Origin of the sequence: Paracoccus zhouxuedongae (assembly GCF_041927815.1) — a bacterium.
Classification (GTDB): domain Bacteria; phylum Pseudomonadota; class Alphaproteobacteria; order Rhodobacterales; family Rhodobacteraceae; genus Paracoccus.
The window spans coordinates 13870-37432 of sequence record NZ_JBHFHM010000003.1; the positions used below are offsets into that span (position 1 = coordinate 13870).

Annotated in this window: 24 protein-coding genes; 12 read left to right on the forward strand and 12 right to left on the reverse strand. The window is 67.6% G+C overall.

Annotation, left to right across the window (positions count from 1 at the left end):
• The first annotated feature begins 159 nt into the window (after nucleotides 1-159).
• The 7 genes from ACEYYA_RS04810 to ACEYYA_RS04840 all read left to right on the forward strand — a co-directional run bounded on the left by ACEYYA_RS04810 (nucleotide 160) and on the right by ACEYYA_RS04840 (nucleotide 6736).
• Nucleotides 160-936, forward strand: coding sequence for a glycosyltransferase family 2 protein (locus ACEYYA_RS04810; protein WP_374798159.1), 777 nt, complete (start codon nucleotides 160-162; stop codon nucleotides 934-936).
• Nucleotides 926-1252 carry a lipid-A-disaccharide synthase N-terminal domain-containing protein gene (locus ACEYYA_RS04815; RefSeq protein ID WP_374798161.1) on the forward strand — a complete coding sequence of 109 codons (327 nt, stop codon included), beginning with the start codon at nucleotides 926-928 and terminating at the stop codon, nucleotides 1250-1252. Before ACEYYA_RS04810 ends, ACEYYA_RS04815 begins: the two co-directional genes overlap by 11 nt.
• A gap of 10 nt (nucleotides 1253-1262) precedes the next feature.
• Nucleotides 1263-2663, forward strand: a complete 1401-nt coding sequence (locus tag ACEYYA_RS04820; protein WP_374798163.1) for an ArnT family glycosyltransferase — start codon at nucleotides 1263-1265, stop codon at nucleotides 2661-2663.
• Nucleotides 2656-3429: a phosphatase PAP2 family protein gene (locus ACEYYA_RS04825; protein WP_374798165.1), complete on the forward strand. Its 774-nt coding sequence runs from the start codon at nucleotides 2656-2658 to the stop codon at nucleotides 3427-3429. The genes ACEYYA_RS04820 and ACEYYA_RS04825 overlap by 8 nt, the downstream gene beginning before the upstream one ends.
• Nucleotides 3426-5003: an ArnT family glycosyltransferase gene (locus tag ACEYYA_RS04830; protein WP_374798167.1), complete on the forward strand. Its 1578-nt coding sequence runs from the start codon at nucleotides 3426-3428 to the stop codon at nucleotides 5001-5003. Before ACEYYA_RS04825 ends, ACEYYA_RS04830 begins: the two co-directional genes overlap by 4 nt.
• On the forward strand, nucleotides 5000-5791 hold the full coding sequence (locus ACEYYA_RS04835) for a phosphatase PAP2 family protein (protein ID WP_374798169.1): 792 nt from the start codon (nucleotides 5000-5002) through the stop codon (nucleotides 5789-5791). Before ACEYYA_RS04830 ends, ACEYYA_RS04835 begins: the two co-directional genes overlap by 4 nt.
• Nucleotides 5792-5875: 84 nt before the next feature.
• Nucleotides 5876-6736: a glycosyltransferase family 2 protein gene (locus tag ACEYYA_RS04840; RefSeq protein ID WP_374798171.1), complete on the forward strand. Its 861-nt coding sequence runs from the start codon at nucleotides 5876-5878 to the stop codon at nucleotides 6734-6736.
• On the opposite strand, the gene ACEYYA_RS04845 is transcribed toward ACEYYA_RS04840, so the two are convergent.
• Nucleotides 6733-8865, reverse strand: a complete 2133-nt coding sequence (locus ACEYYA_RS04845; protein ID WP_374798173.1) for a sulfatase-like hydrolase/transferase — start codon at nucleotides 8863-8865, stop codon at nucleotides 6733-6735. The two genes, ACEYYA_RS04840 and ACEYYA_RS04845, sit on opposite strands and share 4 nt — an antisense overlap.
• A gap of 9 nt (nucleotides 8866-8874) precedes the next feature.
• Nucleotides 8875-10893 (reverse strand): hypothetical protein, encoded by a 2019-nt coding sequence (locus tag ACEYYA_RS04850; protein WP_374798175.1) that lies wholly within the window; start codon nucleotides 10891-10893, stop codon nucleotides 8875-8877.
• Between the two features lie 148 nt (nucleotides 10894-11041).
• Between ACEYYA_RS04850 and ACEYYA_RS04855 the strand changes: the two genes are divergently transcribed.
• Complete coding sequence (locus tag ACEYYA_RS04855) at nucleotides 11042-11989, forward strand: formylglycine-generating enzyme family protein (protein WP_374798177.1); 948 nt, start codon at nucleotides 11042-11044, stop codon at nucleotides 11987-11989.
• Here ACEYYA_RS04855 and ACEYYA_RS04860 read toward each other — a convergent pair.
• From ACEYYA_RS04860 to fliF, 8 genes are all read right to left on the reverse strand, one after another.
• On the reverse strand, nucleotides 11974-12915 hold the full coding sequence (locus ACEYYA_RS04860) for a phosphoadenosine phosphosulfate reductase (protein ID WP_374798179.1): 942 nt from the start codon (nucleotides 12913-12915) through the stop codon (nucleotides 11974-11976). The genes ACEYYA_RS04855 and ACEYYA_RS04860 overlap by 16 nt on opposite strands.
• An 83-nt stretch (nucleotides 12916-12998) precedes the next feature.
• Complete coding sequence (locus ACEYYA_RS04865; protein WP_374798181.1) at nucleotides 12999-13916, reverse strand: DMT family transporter; 918 nt, start codon at nucleotides 13914-13916, stop codon at nucleotides 12999-13001.
• Nucleotides 13913-14977 (reverse strand): tRNA epoxyqueuosine(34) reductase QueG, encoded by a 1065-nt coding sequence (gene queG, locus ACEYYA_RS04870; RefSeq protein WP_374798183.1) that lies wholly within the window; start codon nucleotides 14975-14977, stop codon nucleotides 13913-13915. The genes ACEYYA_RS04865 and queG overlap by 4 nt, the downstream gene beginning before the upstream one ends.
• Before the next feature lie 879 nt (nucleotides 14978-15856).
• Nucleotides 15857-16543 carry an FtsZ-binding protein FzlA gene (fzlA, locus tag ACEYYA_RS04875; protein WP_374798185.1) on the reverse strand — a complete coding sequence of 229 codons (687 nt, stop codon included), beginning with the start codon at nucleotides 16541-16543 and terminating at the stop codon, nucleotides 15857-15859.
• Nucleotides 16544-16650: 107 nt separating this feature from the next.
• Nucleotides 16651-17382, reverse strand: coding sequence for a flagellar type III secretion system pore protein FliP (fliP, locus tag ACEYYA_RS04880; RefSeq protein WP_374798620.1), 732 nt, complete (start codon nucleotides 17380-17382; stop codon nucleotides 16651-16653).
• Nucleotides 17383-17423: 41 nt separating this feature from the next.
• Nucleotides 17424-17699, reverse strand: a complete 276-nt coding sequence (locus tag ACEYYA_RS04885; protein WP_374798187.1) for a FliM/FliN family flagellar motor switch protein — start codon at nucleotides 17697-17699, stop codon at nucleotides 17424-17426.
• Nucleotides 17696-18292 carry a FliH/SctL family protein gene (locus tag ACEYYA_RS04890; RefSeq protein ID WP_374798189.1) on the reverse strand — a complete coding sequence of 199 codons (597 nt, stop codon included), beginning with the start codon at nucleotides 18290-18292 and terminating at the stop codon, nucleotides 17696-17698. The genes ACEYYA_RS04885 and ACEYYA_RS04890 overlap by 4 nt, the downstream gene beginning before the upstream one ends.
• Entirely contained in the window at nucleotides 18289-19884 is a 1596-nt protein-coding gene (gene fliF, locus ACEYYA_RS04895; protein WP_374798191.1) for a flagellar basal-body MS-ring/collar protein FliF, read from the reverse strand. The genes ACEYYA_RS04890 and fliF overlap by 4 nt, the downstream gene beginning before the upstream one ends.
• Nucleotides 19885-20056: 172 nt before the next feature.
• Between fliF and ACEYYA_RS04900 the strand changes: the two genes are divergently transcribed.
• The 4 genes from ACEYYA_RS04900 to motA are packed head-to-tail and all read left to right on the forward strand — an operon-like array spanning nucleotide 20057 to nucleotide 22284.
• On the forward strand, nucleotides 20057-20464 hold the full coding sequence (locus tag ACEYYA_RS04900) for a flagellar basal body-associated FliL family protein (RefSeq protein ID WP_374798193.1): 408 nt from the start codon (nucleotides 20057-20059) through the stop codon (nucleotides 20462-20464).
• A gap of 9 nt (nucleotides 20465-20473) precedes the next feature.
• Nucleotides 20474-20827: a hypothetical protein gene (locus ACEYYA_RS04905; protein ID WP_374798195.1), complete on the forward strand. Its 354-nt coding sequence runs from the start codon at nucleotides 20474-20476 to the stop codon at nucleotides 20825-20827.
• Entirely contained in the window at nucleotides 20820-21377 is a 558-nt protein-coding gene (locus ACEYYA_RS04910) for a MotE family protein (protein WP_374798197.1), read from the forward strand. The genes ACEYYA_RS04905 and ACEYYA_RS04910 overlap by 8 nt, the downstream gene beginning before the upstream one ends.
• Before the next feature lie 37 nt (nucleotides 21378-21414).
• A complete protein-coding gene (gene motA / locus ACEYYA_RS04915) occupies nucleotides 21415-22284 on the forward strand; it encodes a flagellar motor stator protein MotA (protein ID WP_374798199.1) in 870 nt (289 codons plus the stop codon).
• Nucleotides 22285-22473: 189 nt separating this feature from the next.
• Here the strand turns inward: motA and ACEYYA_RS04920 are convergent, their stop codons facing one another.
• Both ACEYYA_RS04920 and ACEYYA_RS04925 read right to left on the reverse strand, forming a co-directional pair.
• Nucleotides 22474-22629 carry a hypothetical protein gene (locus ACEYYA_RS04920; RefSeq protein ID WP_374798201.1) on the reverse strand — a complete coding sequence of 52 codons (156 nt, stop codon included), beginning with the start codon at nucleotides 22627-22629 and terminating at the stop codon, nucleotides 22474-22476.
• A gap of 192 nt (nucleotides 22630-22821) precedes the next feature.
• On the reverse strand, nucleotides 22822-23529 hold the full coding sequence (locus ACEYYA_RS04925) for a thiamine ABC transporter ATP-binding protein (RefSeq protein WP_374798203.1): 708 nt from the start codon (nucleotides 23527-23529) through the stop codon (nucleotides 22822-22824).
• Nucleotides 23530-23563 lie beyond the last annotated feature (34 nt).

The following is a 23563-nucleotide window of genomic DNA, read 5'->3' on the forward strand; positions in this document are numbered from 1 at the left end:
AGGGCCGCTAGATAGCCCGCAGGGATGATCGGGGAAAGGCCGCGTCTGCACCGAATCTGCACCAGCCGGGCACATGGCCTTGATGCAGGCGTGCTTGGGGGGTGACGCGCGTCTGTCACATCGGCAGTCCAAAAATAAAAAACACGACCGGACACGAGCATGAGCCAAGGCAACTTCCCCCACCCCGCGCTGTCGGTGGTGATCCCCCTGCATGACGAGGCGCCGAACCTGCCGCCGCTGGTGCAGGGAATCATCTCCGCGCTGGAGGGCTTTACCGATTTTGAAGTCGTGATGGTCGATGACGGATCAACCGACGACACCCGCGCCGTGGCGCTGCGGCTGGCGGCGGCGGATGCGCGACTGCGGGTCATCGGGCATGACCGCGCCGCCGGACAATCGGCGGCGGTGCATTCGGGCGTGCTGGCGGCGCGCGGTGCGATCATTGTCACGCTGGATGGCGACGGCCAGAATCCGCCCGCCAATCTGCCCGCGCTGATCGCCCCCTTGATGGCTGCGGGCCGCGATCCGGCGCTGCGGCTGGTGGCCGGGCAAAGGGTCGGGCGGCAGGATAGCTGGGGCAAGCGCGCGGCCTCGCGTTTTGCCAATGGGCTGCGGGCGCGGGTGCTGCGCGATGGCACGCGCGACACCGGCTGCGGGCTGAAGGCCTTTGACCGCGCCGCTTATCTGGCGCTGCCGTTCTTCAACCACCAGCACCGCTATCTTCCGGCGCTGTTTGCCCGCGATGGCTGGGCGGTGGCGCATGTCGATGTGACCCATGCGCCGCGCACCGCTGGCGCGTCGAAATACACCAATCTGGGCCGCGCAATCGTCGGCATTTCCGATCTGGCGGGCGTCGCCTGGCTGATCCGCCGCCGCAAGACCGCGCGCCCCATCGACCTGACACCCCGCACCCAAGGTGAACGCCATGACCCGTGAAGCCATCTGGTCCATCCTGCATGTCAACAGTTGGACCGAGTTCACCTGGGTCATGGTCGGCCTGACCGGGCAGTTGCTGTTCACCGCCCGCTTTCTGGTGCAATGGGTCGCGTCCGAGCGATCGCGCAAATCGGTGATCCCGCTGGCCTTTTGGTACTTCTCGATGGCGGGGGGGCTGGTGCTGTTCAGCTATGCCCTGTGGCGGCGCGACCCGGTGTTCATCATCGGCCAGGCGACCGGCCTGCTGATCTACAGCCGCAATCTGTGGCTGATCCATGCGGAAAAGCGGCGGGCGGGCGATGTTGCGTCGGCCTGAGGACATCGCCATGCGCGCCGCACTGACGCTGATTGCGGCGCTGGTGGTCTGGCGGCTGGCGATGCTGTCCGCGGCCCGGATCGAGCTGTCCACCGACGAGGCGCAATATTGGCTGTGGGGCCAAAGCCTGGCCTTTGGCGCCTATTCCAAGCCGCCGCTGATCGGCTGGCTGATCCGTTCGGTGACCGAATGGGCGGGCGACAGCGCCTTTGCGGTGCGGGCGCTGGCGCCGCTGCTGCATGGCGCGACGGCGGTGGTGGTGCTGGTGCTGGCGCGACGGCTGGCCGGGCCGGGGGTCGCGGCGCTGGCGGCGATCAGCTACGCCACGATGCCTGCCGTGACGCTGGGATCGGTGCTGATGACCACCGACACGCCGATGATGCTGGCTTTGGCGGTGGCGCTGCTGATGCAGCACCGGCTGGCGGCGCGCGCCTCGGTCGGTGGGGCGGTGGCGCTGGGGCTGGCCGTCGGGCTGGGGCTGATGGCCAAGCACGCCATGGCCTATGGGCTGGCGGGCATGGCGCTGGCCGCGCTGCTGCGCCCCGACTGGCGCATCGCGCGGCGCGATCTGGCGATTGCGGCGGCGGTCGCACTGGCGGTGGTCGCGCCGAACCTGTGGTGGATCGCCAGCCATGATTTCGTGACCGTGCATCACATGGCCGAGGATGGCCGCGCCCATGGCCTGCGCCTGAACCTGCCCGGAGCCGCGCGCTTTCTGGCCGAGCAACTGGCGGTGATGGGGCCGATCCTGTTCCCGGCCTTCCTGATCGGCGCGGTGCGGCTGCGCGGCGGCTTGCGCGGGTTGGCGCTGGTCGGGCTGGTGGTGCTGGGCATCGTCACCGCGCAGGCCCTGGTCAGCCGGGCGCTGGCGAACTGGGCGGTGGGCTTTACCGTGCCCGGCGTGATCGTGGCGGCGGCCTGGCTGGCGGGGCGGCGCTGGCTGGCCTGGGCGTCGGTCGCGGTGGGACTTGCGCTGGCGGTGGCGCTGCCGCTGCTGACGGTCATTGGCACCGAGTGGCGGCTGGGCGACCGGCTGGCGCTGGGGCGTTACCTTGGCCATCACGCGCTGGCCGACCGCGCGCTTGATGGCGCGCAGGCGGCGGGGGCGGTGGCTATTGTCGCGCATGATCGCGGGCTGCTGGCCGACCTCAGCCTGTTTGGCAAGCCGCGCGGGCTGGCGGTGCACGCCGCGCCCTTTGCGGGGCCGCCGCGCCACCATTGGGATCTGGCGCTGCCGCTGCCTGCCAACCTGCCCGGCCCGGTCGCCGCGCTGACCCTGCCCGGCGATCCGCTGCCCGATTGCGCACGGCTGCTGGACCAATGGACCGCCGGTCCCGGCTTTCTGGAGGGCGAGACGCTGAGTCTCTCGCTGGCGGATGCAACCTGCCTTGGGATGACCGCGCATGACTGACCCCGCCTTCACCCGGCTGCTGACGATCACCCTGGCCGCCACGCTGGCGATGGTCTGCCTGTTCAGCGCCGTGCCACGCCTGGACCTGCTGATCACCGGGCTGTTCCACGACCCGGTTCAGGGCTTCTACGCCAGCCATCACCCCTGGGTGTTCAGCCTGAACATGGCCCTGCGCCGCACGCTTGAGGCCTTTGCCTGGGCCATCGTCATCGTTGCGCTGATCGTCGCCCTGCGCCGCGCCAGCCTGCATTCCGACCGCCGCAACCTGTTCTTCGTCGCCGCCAGCTTTGCCATCGGGCCGGGCCTGGTCGTGAATGGGGTGTTCAAGAACGCCTTTGGCCGCGCCCGCCCGGCCGAGGTGATCGACTTTGGCGGCGCGCATCTGTTCACGCCGGTGATGAAGATCACCGATCAATGCAGCCGCAACTGCTCCTTCAGCTCGGGCGAGGTGGCGATGACCGCGACCTTTGTGTTCGTCACGCTGGCGTTGATATGGCCCCGCGTTGCGCCGCGCTGGCGTGGGCTGGCGGTGGTGGCGGGCGTCGCCATGGTGCTGGGCAGCATGGCGCTGCGCATCAGCCTGGGGCGGCATTTCGCGTCGGACGCGCTGTCCTCGGTGGCGATTTCGGCGCTGGTGACGCTGGCCTGCTGGCAGGTGTTCGACATCGCGCAGGCGCGCCCGGCGCTGACCGGCGCGGCGATCCGGCGCGATCTGGCGCGGGCGGGCGACGGGCTGCGGCGGATCTGGCCGGGGCGCGTGGCATGACCACCGCCCTGCCCCGGCTGCGGCTGGCACTGCTGGCCCTGGCGGCGGCGGTGCTGTTTCTGCCAGGGCTGGCCAGCCTGCCGGTGACCGACCGGGATGAGGCGCGCTTCGTCCAGGCCAGTCGGCAGATGGTGCAGGATGGCAACCCGGTCGACATCCGCTTTCAGGACGTGGCGCGGCTGAACAAGCCGGTGGGGATCTACTGGCTGCAAGCGGCGGCGGCGCTTGCCTCGGGTCGGAGGGATCGCGCACCGCTTTGGGTCTGGCGGCTGCCATCGGTGATTGGCGCCGTCGCGGTGGTGGTGCTGGTGGCTGTGATCGGCGCGCCGCTGGTCGGGGCTGGTCCGGCGATGATGGGCGCGGCGCTGATGGCCGTCAGCCTGGTGCTGACCGCCGAGGCGCGGATCGCCAAGACCGACGCCGTGCTGCTGGCGCTGACCCTGGCGATGATGCTGCCGGTGGCGCGGCTGCATCTGGGGCAGGCGGGCGCACGGCTGGCCTGGGGCTTTTGGCTGGCCTTCGCGGCGGCGGTGCTGGTCAAGGGGCCGATGGGGCCGCTGATCGTCGGGCTGACGCTGGCCGCGCTGTCGGCCTTGCGGCGCGATCTGGGCTGGCTGCGGCCCCTGGCCCGACCGCTGCCGATGCTGGCGGCGGCGGCCCTCGTGCTGCCCTGGCTGGTGGCGGTGACTTGGCGCAGCGGCGGCGCGTTCTGGGCCGCCTCGGTCGGGCACGACCTGCTGGCCAAGGTCGCATCCGGGGTCGAGGGCAAGGGCTTGCCGCCCGGCAGCTATCTGCTGGCCATGGGCTTCAGCTTTTGGCCCGGCGCGGTGCTGGTGCCGATGGCCCTGGCCGGGGTCTGGCGGCGACGTGGCCAGCCCGGCGTGGCCTTTCTGCTGGCCTGGCTGATCCCCGGCTGGCTGATGTTCGAGGCGGTGCCGACCAAGCTGATCCATTACCCGATGCCGCTGTATCCGGCGCTTTCGCTGCTGGCGGCCTCGGCCTGGCTGGGCGGGCTGCCGGTCGCGCGCGGGGCGCGGCTGGCAGCCATGCTGCTGGTGCCGGTCGGGCCACTGATCCTGGCGGCGCTGATCTGGTGGGGCTGGCCGCAGGTCGTCGCGCCGGGCATCGGCGCACTGGCGATGGCGGTGGCGTTGTCGGCGCTGGCATGGGTCGCGATCTGGCGCGATCGGCGCGACCGCGCGGCGGCGCTGCTGGTGGCCCTGGGCGCGGTGGTGATGACCGGGCTGGTCATCACCGCGGCGCGGCTGCCGGTTCTGTGGCCCTCGACCCAGGCCTATGTCGCGGGGCAAGCGGCGACCGGCTGCCCCGCGCCGCATCTGATCGGCGCGGGTTACAATGAGCCGTCGTTGGTCTGGCTGGGCGGGCGCAAGACCCGGCTGATCGCGGATGACGCGCCGGTTCCCCTACCGCTGCCACCGTGCAGCGCGGTGATCCGCCCGGCGGGTCTGCCGCCGCTGCCCGGGCTGATCGCCACCGCGCGTATCAGCGGCTTTGCCCTCGGCGCGGGCCGCGCCGTCACACTGGATATTCTGACACCCGAGGTGCCAAAATGAAAAGCATCCTGACCTGGTTCACCGCCCAGCCGCGCGCCGTGCAAATGGTGCTGGCGGCCAACGCGCTGCTGGCGGTGGTGGTGTTTGTCGATGCGCCGGTGCATCGCGCGATCCGGGGGTTGGACCCCGGCGCGGTCGCCGTGATGCAGCGGGTGACGCTGCTGGGCCGGTCGGACTGGTCGCTGATCCTGCCGCTGATCGCCGGGGTGCTGGCCTGGCTGGCTGCGCGCCACCTGACGCGCCGCGACGTGCTGGCGCTGCGGCAGGTGCAGGCACTGGCGGGCTATCTGCTGGCGACGGGGGCGATCAGCGGGCTTGCGGCCTCATTCGCAAAGAACGTCATTGGCCGGATGCGCCCCTATGCGATGCCCGATCCCGGCGTGCTGGTGTTTCAGCCGTTCGACTTTCACGCCGCCTTCGCCTCATTCCCGTCGGGCCATGCGACCACGGTGATGGCGCTTGCGGTGGGGCTGTCGGTGATCTGGCCGCGACTGGCCCCGGCCTTTTGGGTGGTCGGGCTATGGGGCGCGCTAAGCCGGGTGCTGATCGGCGCGCATTGGCCCAGCGATGTGATCGCCGGGGGCCTGCTGGGCGCGGCTGTGGCGATCTGGCTGCGCGGCGTCTTTGCGCGGCGCGGCTGGGGCTTTCGGCGCGATCCGGCGACTGGCCAGATCGCGCGCAGGCTGTCGGGCCGGGCACTGGCGCGGGTGCTGCGCACGGACGGCCGCCACCCCGCCACCGCGCCCCGCCTGCCAAGACGGCTTGACGCCTGGATCGGCTGGTCCTAGTCGAAACAGGCGGCGATGCCCGCCGCCCGCGACAAGGCAGGACAGCAGATGAGCGACGGCCTGAAAACTTGCGCCGTAATGACAATGGTTTATCAGGACTATATGTTCCTGGAGCGGTTCGTCGATTACTATGCCGCCCAGATCGGCCGCGACAACATCTATGTCATCAGCCACGGCAACGACCCCCGCCACCGCGACATCGCGGATGGCTGCAACATCCTGTCCTTTCCGCGCGATCCGCAGATCAACGCCTTCGACCGCCGCCGCTGGACGGCGCTATCGTCATTCGCCTCGGGCCTGTCGCAGTTCTATCGTTGGGTGATCACCAGCGACGTGGATGAATTCGTGCTGCTGGACCCGGCGGTGGGCGACAGCCTGCCCGCCTATCTGGATGCGAAATGGCCGGGGCTGGAGGATGCGCCCGCCTCGATCTGCCCCTTTGCCATCGAGCCGATCCACCGCCCCGAGGATGAGCCGCTGCCGATCGAGGCCGACGCCCCGATCCTGTCGCGGCGGCGCATCTATCGGCCCAATGCCAATTATTGCAAGCCCTGCATCACCCGTGGCGCGGTGCGGTTCACGCCCGGCGGCCATGCCAATACGCTGGGCAAACGCTATCTGTCCGACGATCTGTATCTGCTGCATCTGCGGTTCTTCGACCGCGATTATGTGACCCGCCGGCTGAACCTGCGCGCCGATCAGATCCGCAATCTGGACTGGATCACCGACGAACAGAAGGCCAGCCACGGCTGGACCCACAGCCTTGACGAATATCTGGATGCCGCCCGCTGGCCCATCGAAGACGGCGATCTGCGCCATCCGGCGATGCGCAAGCAGATGGTCACCCGCCAGCAGCAGCGCCCCGGCACCCAGATCTGGGGCTGGGGGCGCACCGCCGGGCAAAGCCTGTATCGGCTGCCCGACCGCTTTGCCGATCTGGTCTAGGCCGCGATCGCGCCCTGCACCACGCCCGGATCGGTGGCCAGGAACACCACCCGTTCGCTGCCGCAGGTGACGACGGTATCGTCGCCCTCAGCCGTGATGGCGACGGTCCCCATCGGCTGCCAGTCGCTGAGATCGACGCTGCCCGCGCGAAATCCGCTGACCACCTGCGGCAGGCCGGTGCGCGACAGGATCAGCGTGACCGGACCCGGCGTGGCGATGTCGATGCGCGATTGGCCGCGCGCGATCTGGACCACGGCCTGACCCGCCTCCAGCGTCAACTGGTTCTGCCCGGCGGCGGTGCGGATGGTCGCGGCCTCGCCCAAGGTGCGCAGGGTAAGGTCGCCCGCGCCGCCGATCACATGCGCTTCGGAGGACCGGCAGACGACCTGATCCTGCCCCGATCCGCCCTGAACATGGGCCGGGCGGGTGCCGGTCAGCACGGTGTTGCGCCCGGCGGTCAGCGTGACGTGAAGCCGGTCTTGCAGCGTCTCGATCACGTCATCGCCGCGCCCGCAGGTAACCCGCAGGTCGCAGCGCGGATGGGTAGCCACCAGGTCGATATGGCTGCCCGCATCATGGCTGCGCACCGCCAGCACCTTGTCGCTGGCACCCACATCGCAGGCATAGCACAGTTGGCGATAGGCGCGCGGAAGGTCGAAGGCCATGTCCTCGGTATGGCGGATGTAATAGCGCCGGTTCCCCGGCACCTCCAGCGTGCGCGGGTCGGGCGGGTCGTAGGAGATGATCCCCAGCGTCGGCGGCGACAGCGGATGCGCGGCCCCGATCACCGGCGCGACGTAATGGGTGGGGGCGGCCACCGTCTCGCCTTTGTCCAGCATGGTCAGGCCGAAATCCTGTGTGGCCTGTTTCAGCGCCGCCGCCATCGCGGGCCGCTGCGGATCATCGCCCGCATCGTCCAACTGCCAGGGGTCGATGGTCAGATCGGCAAGCTGATCCTCGCCGGTCAGATATTTGATGTAACGGTAATCACCCTTGCGCACCCCGGCCGAGCCGAAAAAGAAGGTCGGCACCGCGCGCCCCTGCACCACCTGGCCCTGGATCTGCGGGCGCAGCGACCGGCCCACGGCAGCCTCGATCGGGGGCAGGCCCGCGTAATCCATCACCGTGGGGCCGACATCGACAAGTGCCACCGGGTCGGTCACCACGTTTTCGCGCGCCGTCGTCGGGTCGTGGATGATCAGCGGCACCCCGTCGGCCTCCTCCCACAGCGAGAACTTGCGGAAGCGCGACTTGTCGCCAACGTGATAGCCGTGGTCGGCGGTGATGATCAGCACCGTGTTGTCGGCATGACGCGAGGCTTTCAGCGCGTCCCACACCCGCCCGATATGCCAATCGACATGGCTGATCGCCGAGAAGTAATTGCGCAGCGTCTTTTGCCAATGCTCGTCGGAATCCAGGTTCATGTTCGGGCCAAAGGACGACCGCGACAGGCTGGCCAGATCGCGCCAGCCCTTCCACCGGTTCGGCATGGTGAACCTTGTGTGGTCATACATGTCCTTGAACCGTGCAGGCGTTTTCAGCGGCGTATGCGGATTGTGAAAGCCGATCTCGCGGTAAAAGGGCGCCGGGCGGTCGTAGCTGTCAAAGAACCGCATCGCGTCATCGGCGGATTGGTGGTCGTAATAGCGCTTGTCGTCCTTGGGGTCGGTGGTGCCGATCCCCATCTGCGCGCCGCCATAATCACGGTGGGGCGCGTCACGGCGTGGGCCGAAGCGGACCCAGTGGGGCTTGCGGGAATACAGCGAGACCTGCACCTCATGCGGTTGCGGGCGATAGCCGTGGTGGATCTTGCCGGCGCTGGAACAAAAATAGCCCGCCTGCTTCAGGCGATAGGACCACATCTGGTCGGGCCGGATCAGTTCAAAGATGTCGCGGTATGTGTCGAAGATGCCGGTCTGATGCGGGGCAAGGCCCGACATCAGGCTGGCGCGCGACGGCCCGCAGGCCGCGACCTGGCAAAAGGCGGCATGGAACGCGGTCGAGACGGCGCAGATCCGGTCCAGGTTCGGGGTCTGCAACTGTTCGCCAAAAACCGATTTGAACCGCCAATAGGCATTGGCATCGTCCATGACGATCAGCACGATATTCTTGCGCGGCTGGTCGGTCATCGGTGTCCCCTAAAGATCGCTGGGCATGATCGGCAGGCGCACGGCCAGGGCGTGCCGGTGCAGCATCCGGCCCGGCTGCATCAGGCTGGGTTCGGCAAAGCTGTCGCGCAGGGCGCCGTGATTGGCGGGCCGGTCGTCATCCGCCGTGTCGCGGCGGTGGCCCCAGGCATAGGCCACGGCAAGCGCCGCGCCGGTGGGCGCGCGGTCAAGCGTCAGCACCACGCGGCTGCCCTCGACCTTGGCGGTGCGGATCCGGGCGTCATTGTCGCAGCCCTCAAGCCGGAAACCATGCGGGCCGTCATCCAGCACCAGCGGCGACAGGCTGGACCAGTCGGTGATCAGCGTGGTGCCATGCAAAAACGCCTGCCGCATGGTCGGGCAATACCAGCGGCGGCCCGCCTGCACCTCGGCGATGGCGCGGCATTCCAGCTCGTCGATCAGCAACTGGTCGGCGGGGTCCAGCGTGGCAACGGTGCCGGGCATCAGCCGGAACGGATAGCTGGGGGCGGCGACGATCACGCCCAGGCCCGCGTTCATCACCTCAAGCCGGCCCTGCACAAGGATCAGCGGCGCGCTGCCGTCCAGGCGGCTGCCTGCGGCCTGGCTGACGACCGGCACCGGCAGGCTGATCTGCCCCGCCGCCACCGCGACGGCGTGGCGCAATTCGGCGATCAGGCGGGGGTAAAGGGCGGTCGCCTGATCCTCGGACAGGGTGGTTTCGCCGCCCAGCAGGTCCAGCCGGATGCGGTCGATGAACAGCGTCTTGCCCCAGCCCGAGAGGTTGCGCGCGGCGGTGGCGATGCGCTCCAGCAGGGCGGTGACAAAGGCGCTGTCGGGGCGCGCCTCGGCCGCCATCATGCCCGATTGCGGGGCCGACAGGGCAATGATGCTGTGCAGCGCGTGGTGGCGCGACCGGGCGGCTGTCAGCATGATGGCGCCATGCGCCTCGGCCCCCCAGGCGGGGCTGTCGGGGGTCAGGTTTTCGTCGGTCAGATGATAGTCGAAGCGTTCGGGCAAAGGCCGAACCACCCCCGGCCCGCCGATCGACACCAGCCCAAGCGCCACATCGGGCGTCTGGCCCAGCGTCACGTCACCGCGCTGTTCAAAGCCCATCACCGCGCCGCGATACTGATCGGACAGATAGATCAGCGCCGGGCCGCGCCGTTCCAGATGCCAGACATTGCCAAGGGTCCGGGGGCGCGCGGGGGTCTCGGCGCGGGTCTCGGCGGGGGGCGCGATCTCGGGTAGGGGCTGGTCTTGCACGGCCGGTTCGGCCGCGGCCTTTTGCCGGGTCAGGCGCTGCCGAAAGGCGCGCACGAAGGCCGGGATGCGGTCGGCCTTGCCGCGCGCGGTCAGCAGACGCTCGATATTCTGGCGATACAGGCGCAGATCGCGGCGGGCGCGGATCATCGCGTAAAAGCGCGTGGGCGTCAGATCGCCGGTGGCGGCCATCGTGACCAGCCGCGCCAGCAAGCCGCTGCGATCCAGCGCGCCAACCACATCGGGACCAAAGGCGATGGCGTTCAGCGCCACCAGCCCGGCGACAGGCTGCGGGTGGTGCGGGAAGCTGTCGGCAATGACCCAGCCGCGCAGCCCCTTGGGCAGATCGCCCTGCGCCGGGCCAAGCAGCAGCAACCAGCCGCGCGCGATCCCGGCGGTCAGCGCGGCGGCGGCAGGGGCCTGATCGCCCTGGGCCAGCACGATCACCCGATCCACCCCCGCAAAGGCCCCCGCCTTGGTCAGCGCCGCCGCGGCCTTGGTCATCACCACCGGCACCGGCGGCGCGTCCGACATGTGGCACAGGGCCAGATGCGCGATCCCCCGGCGCGGCAGGCCGTTGGACAGACTTTCGGCCAGCCGCATCTGATCGGGGCTGTCGGCATTCGCGATCTGGATCACCATCGCCGCACCGGTCCCGGTCAGCACCGGCGTCAGGCCAGCCAGACCGCCGCCCCTGGCCACCGTATCCAGCGCCCGCACGGCTGCCTGCGCCGCCGCGCCGGGCGTGGTCTTGCTGGGTCTGGCCATTGGTGTCGCCCCGGTCTGGATCTGCGCTGCTGATCCGGTGCTAGTCCAGCCGCGACCTCTTGACAATTGCGTTGCGTGACAATCGGCGGGATAACATGCCGCCGCTGATCGGATTTCAGCGGAAACGGAAAACCATGGGCGGGCCGCGATGACGGATGGGAGAGCGAAAGGCTGCTGCGCGCCGCGCCGCAACGGTGCCAGCCCGGCGGTGCCGCCCCTGCCCGCCCCCGGCTGTTCGGCGCAGATGCGCGATCATATCGAGGGGCTGATGATCGATCTGCCCGGCGGGCGTTTCCTGATGGGCACCGATCATCCCCGCTATCCCGAGGATCAGGACAGCCCCGCCCGCCCGGTGACCGTCGCGCCGTTCCGGCTGGCGCGGGTCGCCGTCACCAACCGGCTGTTCGCGCGCTTTGTGGCCGAGACCGGCTATCGCACCACCGCCGAGCGCGAGGGCTGGTCCTTTGTCTTTCATGCCTTTCTGCCGGACGGCGGCGCGGGCCTGCGCGGGCCGGTGCAGGCGCCCTGGTGGCGGCAGGTCCATGGTGCCTGCTGGTCGGCCCCCCTTGGTCCGGGCAGCGGCGTGACCGACCGGATGGATCACCCCGTCACCCATGTCAGCCATGATGACGCCCGCGCCTTTTGCGCCCATACCGGCACCCGCCTGCCCGATGAAGCCGAATGGGAGCTGGCGGCGCGCGGCGGCCTTGCCGGGGCGCGCTTCCCCTGGGGGGATGAGATGACGCCCGAAGGCCGCCACCGCGCCAACACCTTTCAGGGCGCTTTCCCCGGCCATGACAGCGGCGAAGATGGCCATGTCGGCACCGCCCCCGTCGATGCCTATGACCCGAACGGCCTGGGCCTTTCCAACATGACCGGCAATGTCTGGGAATGGGTCGCCGACAGCGCCGGGCCGCTGCCGGGATCGGATGGCGCGCGCGATGACCGGCTGCGGGTCACGCGGGGCGGGTCATACCTGTGCCATGCGTCCTATTGCGAGCGTTACTTCGTGCATTCCCGCACCTTCAACACGCCCGACAGCAGCACTGGCCATACCGGCTTTCGCATCGCTGCCGCGCGTCAGGCGGGCGGCTGAAGCGGCGGGCGGCCCAGACGGGCGGCGGCCAGGTTCGCCTCGTTCAGGAAATGCGGGCGGCGCTGCGGGTGGGACTGGCGCACCACGGCGCTGCAATAGGCATGCAGCAGGTCGGCCCGGCCCTTTTGTTGCAGCTTTTGCAGCATCAGCTTTTGATACCACGGCACCATCCGCCGCGCCCGCATCAGCCGATAGACGCTGGCCAAGCTCGCCTGCCCGGTCACGCATTCCGTGACAAAGGGCTTCAGCGCGTCGATATTTTTCAGCGCGGTGCCGGTGTTATGGCCGAAATGCCGACAACGGATCTTGTGGATGTGAGCGCCACGAAACAGTGCGGCATGGCTGGCGTCGATCGGCATCAGCGGGTCGAACAGCAGCCACATGCGTTCCGCGCTTTGCACCTGATCGGGCGCATAGCCATAGCGCCCGCTGAAATCGTGCCGCCAGGCCAGGCGATAGCGCGTCTCCCACCCGGTCGTCACGGCGCGGTCCAGCGTCGCCTGCGGGCTAAGCGCGATCACCGTCGCCCCCGGCGCGGCCGAGGAAAACGCCGCCGCCGCATAGCCCGCCATCGAGGCGCCATAGAACACCACGCGGCGGAATTGGTTGAAGAAGCTCTGATCGCGCAGCCGGTCGAAAAAGTCGTAAACGGCGGGCGATCGATACCATGTCCAGCCATGCGCGCCGATGCCAAGCGCCGACCAGCCCTGGCTGTTGATGAACTTGACCCCCCAAGGCAGGCGTTCGCCTACGTCCTGCCGGGCGTCGTCCAAATTGTCGAAGGTCACCACCAGCGTGTCATCACCACGCACGAACAGCGCCTTGTGGGTGCCGTCCAGCGGGTCGTAAAAGCCGTGTTCGGCCCCGATCCGGGCCAATTGGCTGGACCAGCCTGACTGCCGGTCGGGGGCCGCGGGGGCGGTCATCGCATTCTCCTGACGCTGGGTGCGGGGTCGCGCGCGCGGATCATTTCAGAAAAAATCCGCTGGGGGAATAGGGGGATGCCGCCTTAGCCCTGCGGGGTCATCGCCTTGCGGCGGCGCGCGCGTTCCAGCCCCAGTTGCCGTTCGCGCCAGATGATCATGATGCCTGCCAGGATCACCAGCCCGGCACCGGTCAGCATGGTCAGGCTGGGGATGTCGCCGAACACCCAATAGCCGATGGCCAATGCGCCCACCATCGACAGGTAATCGAAGGGCGCCACCACGCTGGCATCGGCAAAGCGATAGGATGAGGTCAGAAAGATCTGCGCCACCCCGCCGATCAGCCCGATGCCGATCAGCACCGCCGCATCGACCGCCCCCGGCAGCACCCAGCCGAACGGCACCGAGGCCAAAGACAGCACGCTTGCCGTGACCGAGAACCAGAACACGATGGCCGATGTGCGTTCGGTGTGGACCATGCGCGAGATGAAGATCTGCGCCAGGGCCGCAAAGGCCGCCCCCGCCAGCGTGGCTATCGCGCCCAGCGTCTGCTGTGCCGACATGTCGCCGCTGCCGCCCATCCGGGGGGCCAGCACGATCAGCACGCCCGCCAGGCCCAGGGCAACCATCGACAGGCGAAAGGCGCGCACTTCCTCGCCCAGGAACATCGCGGCAAAGATCACGGTCAGCAGCGGCATGGCAAAGCCGATGGCGGTGGATTCGGGCAGCGGCAACAGGCCGACCCCCAGAAACGACAGTCCCATTGCCGCCGTCCCCACCAGCCCGCGCCACACATGCGACATGGTGTTGGTGGTGCGCAGGCCGGTTGCCAGCTCGCCCCGTGCGGCGATCCAGATCAGGATCACCGGGATCGCGAAGGCCGAGCGGAAGAACACCACCTGCCCCGAGGGCACCCGCGCCGAGACATCCTTGATCAGCGCCGCCATGATGGTGAACAGGATGACCGAGACGATCTTCAGGCCGATGCCAAGGGTGGGGTTCATTGCGGCCTCAATCGGGTCAACGCCCAGGCGGCGGCGTCCTGCACCGTCGGGTCGGGATCGGCGGTCAGGCGGCGGGCGACGGGTGCCAGGTCCGGTTGGCCGGAATTGCCGATCGCGTAAAGCACGTTGCGGATGAAGCGGTCGCGGCCGATGCGTTTCACCGGCGTGCCGGCGAAACGCGCGCGAAAGGCTGTATCGTCCAGTGCCGCCAGATCGGCCAGCGGTCCCGCCGCGGCGCCTGCCAGCCGCGCGTCGCGCCCCGATTGCGCGAACTTGTTCCAGGGGCAGGCCGCCAGGCAATCGTCGCAGCCAAAGATCCGGTTGCCCAGCATCGGCCGCAGCGCAGGATCGACCGGCCCGTGATGTTCAATCGTCAGGTATGAGATGCAGCGCCGCGCATCCAGTTGATAAGGCGCGATAAATGCCTGGGTCGGGCAGGCGGTCAGGCAGGCGGTGCAACTGCCGCAATGGGTGATCTCGGGCGTATCGGCGGGCAGCGGCAGGGTGGTGAAGATCGCGCCCAGAAAGAACCAGTTGCCCAGATGGCGCGACAGAAGGTTGGTGTGCTTGCCCTGCCAGCCCAGTCCCGCCGCCTGCGCCAGCGGCTTTTCCATGACCGGGGCGGTGTCGACAAAAACCTTGATCTGGGCGTCATGCCCGGCCTTGCGCGCCGCCCCGATCAGCCAGGTGCCAAGCCGTTTCAGGCGGCCCTTCACGATGTCATGGTAATCCTTGCCCTGCGCGTAAACGCTGATCGCGCCGTGGTCGGGCAGGCCCAGAACCTCGCGCGGGTCGTGGTCGGGGGCGTAGGTTTCGGCCAGCATGATGATGCTGCGCGCATCGGGCCACAGTGCGGCGGGGTCGCCGCGCCAGTCCATCCTTTCGGCCATCCAGCCCATCTGGCCGTGCAGGCCCTTCTCGACGAACGCCGCCAGCCGCCCCGGCGCCTGCGGGATTGCCTGCGGCGTGGTCACGCCGATGGCCGCAAACCCCTCGACCCGCGCGCGGTCGCACAGGGCTGCACGCAAACGGATCAGGCGGGGGTCGACGGCGGCGGACATGTCCCGATCATGCACCGCTTCGCGGCAAGGGGCCAGAGGGGTTGCCGGGTGGGGCCGGATCGACGCGGATTGTTGAGGGCTTGTCGTCGGTGCTGTGGGTGATGCCAGGGGCGTGGGAATGTCGATCTTACATGCGCCGGGGCGAGCCACGGGCCTGTGAATGAGGCCATGCGGCCGCCACGCTGTAGTGGATGGGGCATGCTTGACCTATGCGACCCATGCGCAGCGCAGAGGGGGGCGGCTGATGGCGGCGAGGCCCCTGCCTGTGCGGTCGCAAGGGGCCGGACAAACCGGATCGGGGCCTAAGGGCTTTGTCGTCTTCCCAAGGGCGCTGCCGGGCGAAGTCGATTTTTCATTCGTCGGGCGAGCCGTGCCCGCTTCCGGCCTCGGCGACACCGCTGCCGTTGGGCGACGCGGGCCAGTCAAGCAAGGCACCGTCACCTACCATGCGACGCCTTGTGCGTGGCAGGGCCATATCGTGGCGAGCACGTCGGCCAGCGTCTTCGCGCCGGGTTGGGCGCGCATGGATCGGATGAGTGGCGGGGGCCTCGGCCTGGCACGATCCGGCATGGCGGTGACGGCAGAGGTCAGAGGCCGGCCTGGAAGGCGGGTCGCCGTCCACGGTCGGCCCTCGCGCTGATGTAAAACATGTTGTTGCCCGCGTCCAATGCGGCAGGCGCGCCATGCCGCGCGTTGGACAGGATCGTTCCGCCATTTTTTTCCCGCCGCGCGTGGCATGCCGGGATCTGGCCAAGGCCGGGTCTGTGTGATGGGATCCCCCACGGGCGCTTCTGCCCGCGCCGCGTCACTCAATACCGCCTGCGCGGGATGGCAATCCCTTACTTTCGCGTGGTTTTGGTGCCGCGCCGATCCGGCTGACTAACCAAAATCCAATTGCGCGTATTGCGGGCTGGGCGGCAGGCCGGGCACATTGTCGGCCAGGACGGTACGGAAGGCCGGGCGCGACTTCAGCGTGGCATACCAGTCGCGCACGCTGGGGGCGCGGTCCCAATCGACGTCCGAAATATAGTCGAGGCAGCTCAGATGTGCGGCGGCGGTGAAGTCGGCCAGCGTCAGCGTGCTGCCCGCCAGCCAGCGGCGTTCGTCCAGAAGTTGCCCCATCAGATCCAGATGGAACTTGATCCGGTTCAGCCCCGCCTTGACGGCCTTGCTGTCAGGATAGCCCTGACGCAGCACCTTTTTCCAGACCCGTTCACCCATGATGCGAGTGGTGACCTCGGCGTGGAAACTATCGTCGAACCAGGCGCAGATGCGGCGCACCTCATAGCGGTCGGCGGGGGTGCCGGGGATCAGCCGCGGCTCGGGATGGGCCTCGTCCAGATATTCGCAGATCGCCTGGCTGTCCGACATCACCCGCCCGTCGATCCTCGCCACCGGGATCTTGGCCAAGGGGTTGCGGCGCAGGAACTCGGGGTTGTGCTCCCACCAGCGTTCCTCCACCAGCTCGACCTCGATGCGCTTTTCGCCGGCGGCCAGGCGGACCTTGCGGCAAAAGGGCGACAGCGGCAGGTGATACAGGCGGATACGGGCCGGTTGGGCGGTCATGGCATTGCAATCGTTGGGACGTCGAGGGGGTCGGCCCGGTGTTAGCCCCGTCTGTCCGACGGTTCAACCGTTTCGCGCGGCTTTCGGCAACAGCTCGCGACATCGCCCTAACTGCCGCCATAGCTGCGTACCAAGGCCGCTGAAATCAGCGTCCAACCGTCGGCCACCACAAAGAAGGCCAGCTTGAAGGGCAGTGAGACGACGGCTGGCGGCACCATCATCATCCCCATCGCCATCAGCACCGCCGAGACCACAAGGTCGATGATCAGGAATGGCAGATAGACCATGAAGCCAATCTGAAACGCGCGCGAGATTTCCGACAGGATGAAGGATGGCACCAGCACCGGCAGCGGCGCGGGCGCGGCCGGATCGGCGGGTGGCGGGCGCAGTTCGGCCATATGCTGAAGCGTCTCGGGGTCGACGCGCGTCATCATGAAGTCGCGGAACGGCACGATACCGCGCTGAAACGCGACATCGGGGGTGATCGCGCCCTGCATCAGGGGGTCGATGGCGACCTGCCAGCATTCGGTCAGCACCGGGTCCATGATGAACCAGGTCAGGAACAGCGCCAGGCTGACGATCAGCATGTTCGGCGGTGCCTGTTGCAGGCCGATCGCCTGGCGCAGGATCGACAGAACGGTGACGATGAACGGAAAGCAGGTCACCATGATCGCCAGGCCGGGCGCCAGGCTGAGAAGGGTGATCGCGGCGAACAGCATCAGCGATCGGCCCGTCAGGCTGTCGATGCCGGTGGTCGCGCCGTCGCCGGTCATCGCGCCGGTCAGCGCGTTGCCCAGATCGCCGCCGCCCATCTGCTGGGCCATCACCGGCCCGGCCATGGCGACCGCGATAAGGATCAGCAAGGTCAGCGCAACCGCCCTCACAATGTGGCCTGCGTGTTGATTACCTCGGTCAGGCGCACGCCCAGCATTCCGGTGCTTTCGCCGTCCATCTCGGTCAGTTCGCCGCGGGCGATCAGCTTGTCACCGATGAACAGGTCGACCGGATCGTCGACCTTGCGATCCAGCGCCAGGATCGCGTCGCGGCCCATGGCAAGAAGGTCGCGCAGCGTCGGCCGCGCGCGACCGACAGAGATGGTGATCTCGACCGGGACCATCAGAAAGGGGTTGGCAGGCTGGCCGGTTTCGGTCGTCATGCTGGGTTTCCTTGTTCAAGCTGTTGAAAAAACGTGCCGATGCGTTCGCGGATGTCGCGACAGAGGCCATCCAGGTCGACCTCGATCTGGCTGTCGCCGCGTTCCAGAAGGAATTGGCCGGGGCTGAGGCCGGGGTCCGGGATCAAGTCCAGCCGCAGACCGGTTTGCTGGCCGATGACATCGATCATCAGGTCGGCGACACCGGGATGATGACGCAGTCGCAGGGGCGTGTCGCTGTGGCGGGCCAGTTCGCCCTGCAAGGCCTGCGCTAATTGCGGACCAAGCGTGGCGCGGGCGATGTCTGGCAGGACAGCGCGCACCATGGTTTCCAGCACCGGCTCGATCGCGGTCAGAATGGCCTGGCGCGCCTCATGATAGCTGAAGGCGCTGTCCTGCAACTGGCGCAGCATTTCGGCGCGCGCCTGGGCCTGCTCGGCGGCTTGCCCGGCAATCGCATCATCCCAACCGGCGGCATAGCCGCGCTCATAAGCCTCGAGCTTCGATGTCTCAAGCGCGGCCTGGCTGACCTCGACAACCTCGGGCAGGGTGGTGGGAAGGTCGAATACCTCTAACTGATAGCGGCGGGGGGTCACAGGCTATCCTCACGCTCGGTCATCCAGCTTTTCAACACCTGGACGGTTTCCTCGCGCCGCTCGCCGATCAGGCGTTTCAGCCGCGCGACCGGATCGTCTGTGTCGCTGCTGCTGCCAAAGCCGCCGAAATCGCCGATGGCCATGCTCGGAAAACCGGTGTCGGGCAGCGCGAAATCTGCCGCCGCCCCGATGGCCAGAGGCGGTAACACGGTGCTGTCGGTGCTTGCGGGGGCCGGGCTGTCGTCCAGCTTCGCGCGCGACACGGCGGCGGCGGTCAGGATCGGGCGCAGAACAAACAGACCCAGGATCAGCGCCACCAGACTGAAGGCCAGCACTTGAATTGCCATGTTCAGGTCCACCGGCCAGGCGTCGTTCTCGGCGATCACCTCGGTCCCGGCAGCCTCGATCTGCTCGAAAGGCAGCGATCGGATGGTGATGACATCGCCGCGCGCCTCATCAAAACCGACGGCCGAGGCAACAAGTTCGCGCAAATCGGCAACCTCATCTGCGCTGCGCGGCTGCCAGCTATCCGCGCCATCGGCCGCGGTCGTCTTGACGCCGTTGACCAGCACCGCAACCGTCAGCCGCCGGGTGCCACCGGCCCCGCGCTGCAATTGGCGTGTGGTTTCCGAGACTTCGTAATTCACCCGCTCGCGCGTCTGGGTGCCGTTCGTGCTGCTGCGATCGCCGGTCGCGCCCCCACCATCCGGCAGGTTCGAGGCAACTGTGACCGCGCTGTTCCCGGCGTTCTCCGACTGGTCGGACCGTTCTTCGGTTTCGCTGGAAATGGCGATGCGACCTTCGGGATCCAGTCGGCGTTCGGTCAGGCTTTCCGATTCGGTCACAAGATCCAGCGAGACCTCGACCACGGCGTTGCCCGGCCCCACCCGCGCCGCGAGCAGCCGCTCGACGCCGGCGCGAAGACTGTCGCTGCGGTCCAGCGCCGTATCTGGCGCGTCGTCGGCACCGCCAATCAACTGGCCCGATCCATCGACGATGGCCACATCCTCGGCCACCATTCCGGGCACGGCGGCGGCGATCAGATGCTTCATCGCCTTGGCCTGCGACGGCGCCAGCCCGCCATCAGCCATGGTGACCATCACCGAGGCGGTCGGGCGAACCCGGTTGCGAAAACTTTTCTGTTCGGGAATGGCCAGATGCACCCGCGCCGACCGCACGCCGGGCGTGGCGGTGATGGTGCGCGCCAACTCGCCCTCGCGCGCGCGCCAATAGGCGGCGTCAAACATCTGTGACGTCGTGCCAAAGCCTGATAGCCCGTCCAGCAGCTCATAGCCCGCCGATCCGCCTGCCGGCAGCCCGCTGGCCGCCAGAGACATGCGCAATTCGTCGCGCTGCAGCTCGGGCACCATGATCGCGCCGCCGCTTATCTGATAAGACACGTTCTGCTGTTCCAGTGCCGCCAGCACGTCGCCCGACTGCGCATTGTCGAGGCCCGAATAGAGCAGCGCCATCCGTGGCGCGCTGAACGCCCCCGACAGCCCCAGGACGGCGGCGAAGGTCAGCAGCGTGGCTGCAACCACGATGATCTGCCGCCGCAGCCCCAGTCCGCCCCAGATTGAAAGCAATTTCATGACCGAATCCCCGTCTTCTGCCGGTTTCACGCAGATTGGCGGGTGGGCCTTAAGATTCGGTTAGGAAGACTGCGTTAAAACGCAAATAACGAACAGAACGGGGACAAACATGGCAGACGCCACCGTTGATGCAGCGATCGAACCGCCCAAAAGGGGCCGCAAGGCACTGATCTTGAACGTTATCATCGTGCTTGTGTTGGCGGGCGCGGGCTTTGCGGTCACCTATCTGGGCCTTCTTCAGGGGCTGGTCGGCGGTTCTGGTCAGCACGAATCACACGATGCGGCACCGGCTTTTGTCGCGATTGAGCCGATGGCGATTGTCATCCCCGGCACGCCGCCGCGCCAATTCCGGCTTTCCGCGCAGATCGAGGTCGCGCCCGATCAGATCGCTGCTGTCCAGGGCATGATGCCGCGCGTTCAGAATGTGCTTCAGGGCTTTCTGCGCGCCGTCGAGCCCGACCGTCTCGCCGACCGCGCGGCCTGGTTCGAACTGCGGCTGCAAATGCTGTATCGGATCCGCATGGTCCTGGGTGAGGATCGTGTGCGCGACCTGCTGATCACCGACTTCATTGTGAATTAGGGAACCATCATGCAAATGATCGCCGATTTTCTGCTGGCTGTCGGTGCGCTTGGCGCCGCGACCTATTGCATGATCCTGTCGCGACGGCTTCGCCAGTTGAACCGGCTTGAGGACGGGATGGGCGGTGCCATCGCGGTGCTGTCGCTGCAAGTGGATGAGCTGAAGCGCGCCCTGGACCAAGCCCAGGCGACGGCCGCAGCGGCCGAACAGCGCCTGACCCATCTGACGCGCGAGGCCGAGGCGGCGGGTGAGCGCCTGGCTGCAGCGCAGTATCAGCATGTCGACGACGAGCGTCGTGCCACCCGTGTGGTCCGCAAACGCCATGCCGGGCTGGATCAGATTGTCGAGGGTTATCATGGCTAAAGTGCAACCCGCCCGGCCCCGCCTGTTGCTGCCCGCGCTGGCCGCATGCCTGGCCGTCGGTGGCGCCATCAACCTGTTCGCCGGTCTGGCGGCCGCGCAAGAGGGGGCCGCGGCACCTGAATCACAGGATGGCATGGCGCTTTTGTCGGCGCTGAAGCAGCGCGAGGCTGATCTGGCAGCGCGCGAGGCGGCGATTGCCACGCGCGAACAGGCGGTGGTCGATGGCCGCGCGAAGATCGAAGCACAGCTGGCTGAACTGCAACAGGCCGAGCAGCGGCTTGACGCGCTGGTCGCGCGCGTGGACACCGCAGCCGAGGGCGATGTCGCACAACTGACCTCGGTCTATGCGGCGATGAAGCCCAAGGATGCAGGCGCGCTGTTTTCCGAAATGCCGCCCGAGTTCGCGGCAGGCTTTCTGGGCGCGATGAAGCCCGACCAGGCAGCGGCGATCATGGCCAATATCGACCCAAAGATTGCCTATGGTTTCAGTGTCTTGCTGGCTGGTCGCAACGCACATCTGCGCGATCAGGCCACGGCGGCGCTGCCATGAGCGGGCGCGCGGTATTCCGCAGGTCAGGGGGTGACACATGCTTGGCATGATCGGCTTGGTTTTCGTCTTTGTCATGGTGTTCGGCGGCTACACGCTTGCTGGCGGCAAGCTGTATGTGATCCTGCATTCGCTGCCTTATGAAATGATGATGATCGGCGGTGCTGCGGTCGGCACCTTTCTGATCGGCAATGAAATGGCCACCGTGCGAAAGGCCGGCAAGGACATGATCAAGGTTTTCAAGGGCCCCAAATGGCGGCCCGATGACTATCGCGACCTTCTTTGCCTGATGTTCTCGCTGATCCGTATCGCGCGACAGAACCCGGTCGGGCTGGAGGAACATATCGAGGCACCCGAAAGCTCGCCCATCTTTCAGCGCTACCCGCGCATCCTGGCCGATCACGAGGCGGTGGACATCATTTGCGACACGATGCGCAACGCCTCGATGAATTACGACGACCCGCATCAGGTCGAAGAGGTTATCGACAAGCAGCTTGAGGTGAACCGCGAACACTCGCTGCATACGTGTCACGCGCTTCAAACGGTCGCTGACGGTCTGCCGGCATTGGGGATCGTCGCAGCGGTGCTGGGGGTTATCAAGACGATGTCGGCTATCGACCAGCCGCCCGAGATTCTGGGCAAGATGATCGGTGGCGCCTTGGTAGGGACGTTCCTTGGGGTGTTCCTGGCCTATGGCTTCGTCGGGCCCTTCGCGCAGCGCCTTCGCAGTCTGGCGGAGGAAGACGCGCATTTCTACAAGCTGATCAAGGACGTGATGGTGGCGAACCTGCACAACCACGCGACGAACATCTGCATCGAGGTCGGTCGCCAAGGCACGCCGCACCACATCCGCCCCAAGTTTGCCGAACTGGAGGAGGCACTCCGCGCCCTGAAACAGGAGATGGCTTAACGGGGCGTTGCTGGTCTGGCGCAGGACGGCTTTGTTGCTGAACTGGCTTCGGGCCGAATTGGGGACAGTCAGCCTGTGAAAGTGGCGGACGATCGTTCAGGGCTTGCACACTGGCCTTCGGTGTTGCGGGATGTCGATGTCGAAGGCGGTGTGGGCAGGGCGCCTTGCCGGGTTAGGGTCTTGCGTGACTCAGCGCGGCTGGGAGGTGCGATGCTGCTGCGTTTGACGCGACGTGGGCTGGATGAGGTGCGGAAGGCCATGTTGCAGCATTGCAGGGGTGCCGTTAAGTCGCAGCAAGGTATTGTGCTGGGCTGCGGCGATGATGGTCTCGGCCTCGGCGGTCACCTTGGGGCAATCGCGGGGCCGCTTTCAAATCTTCGGCGGTCGCGGGTTTTGCAATGCCTAACCTTCTTCTGGCCTGGCCTTCGCCACCGACACATGCACGGCGCCTATGAAACACTGGCACATACAGCGTTCCTCCGACCGATGCTGGACACAAGGCCGCAAGTGACACAGTGTGGTATCGCAACGGCCCCCCTACGCGTCGGGGCGCCCGAGATAGGCGGCAAGGCCGGGGGGCGGGTCGGCCAGCAATGCGGCGGTGTCGACGGGGGGGGTGGCGCGGCCCGCGTCGATCACGACGGTCAGCGGGCATATCGCGCGCGCGTCGTCAGGGTCATGGCTGACCATCAGCAGGGTGGCGCTGGTCTGGTCGGCGATCTGCGCGACCAAGGCCAGCATCTCGGCCTTCAGTGCGGGGCCAAGCGCGGCAAAGGGTTCATCCAGCAGGATCAGGCCCCGCCGGCGCAGCAACACCCGGGCCAGGGCGACGCGGCTTTGCTGGCCGCCGGACAGTTGCGCAGGCTTGCGCGACCCCATGCCGGACAGACCGACGCGATCCAGCGCGGCTTCGACATCGGCCCTTTGCGCGGTGTCCAGCCGCAGGTCGGGACGCAAGCCCAGACCGACATTCTGCGCGACCGTGAGGTGCGGGAACAGGTTCTGATCCTGAAACAGGATGGATAGCGGCCGGTCGCCGGGGCGCTGCGCGGTCAGGTCGGCGCCGCCCAACAGGATGCGCCCGGACTGGGGCGTCAGAAAGCCTGCGATGGCATTCAGCAGTGTCGACTTGCCCGATCCGGACGGCCCGATCACGGCCACCCGCGCCCCAACTGGTATCTTCAGATCGGCGGCAAGGGAGAAATCACCTTGCCGGATCAAGAGATTGTCAAGTGTCAGTGGCAAGGCGTCCTCCTGCAATCAACGGCCGTGACGGGAC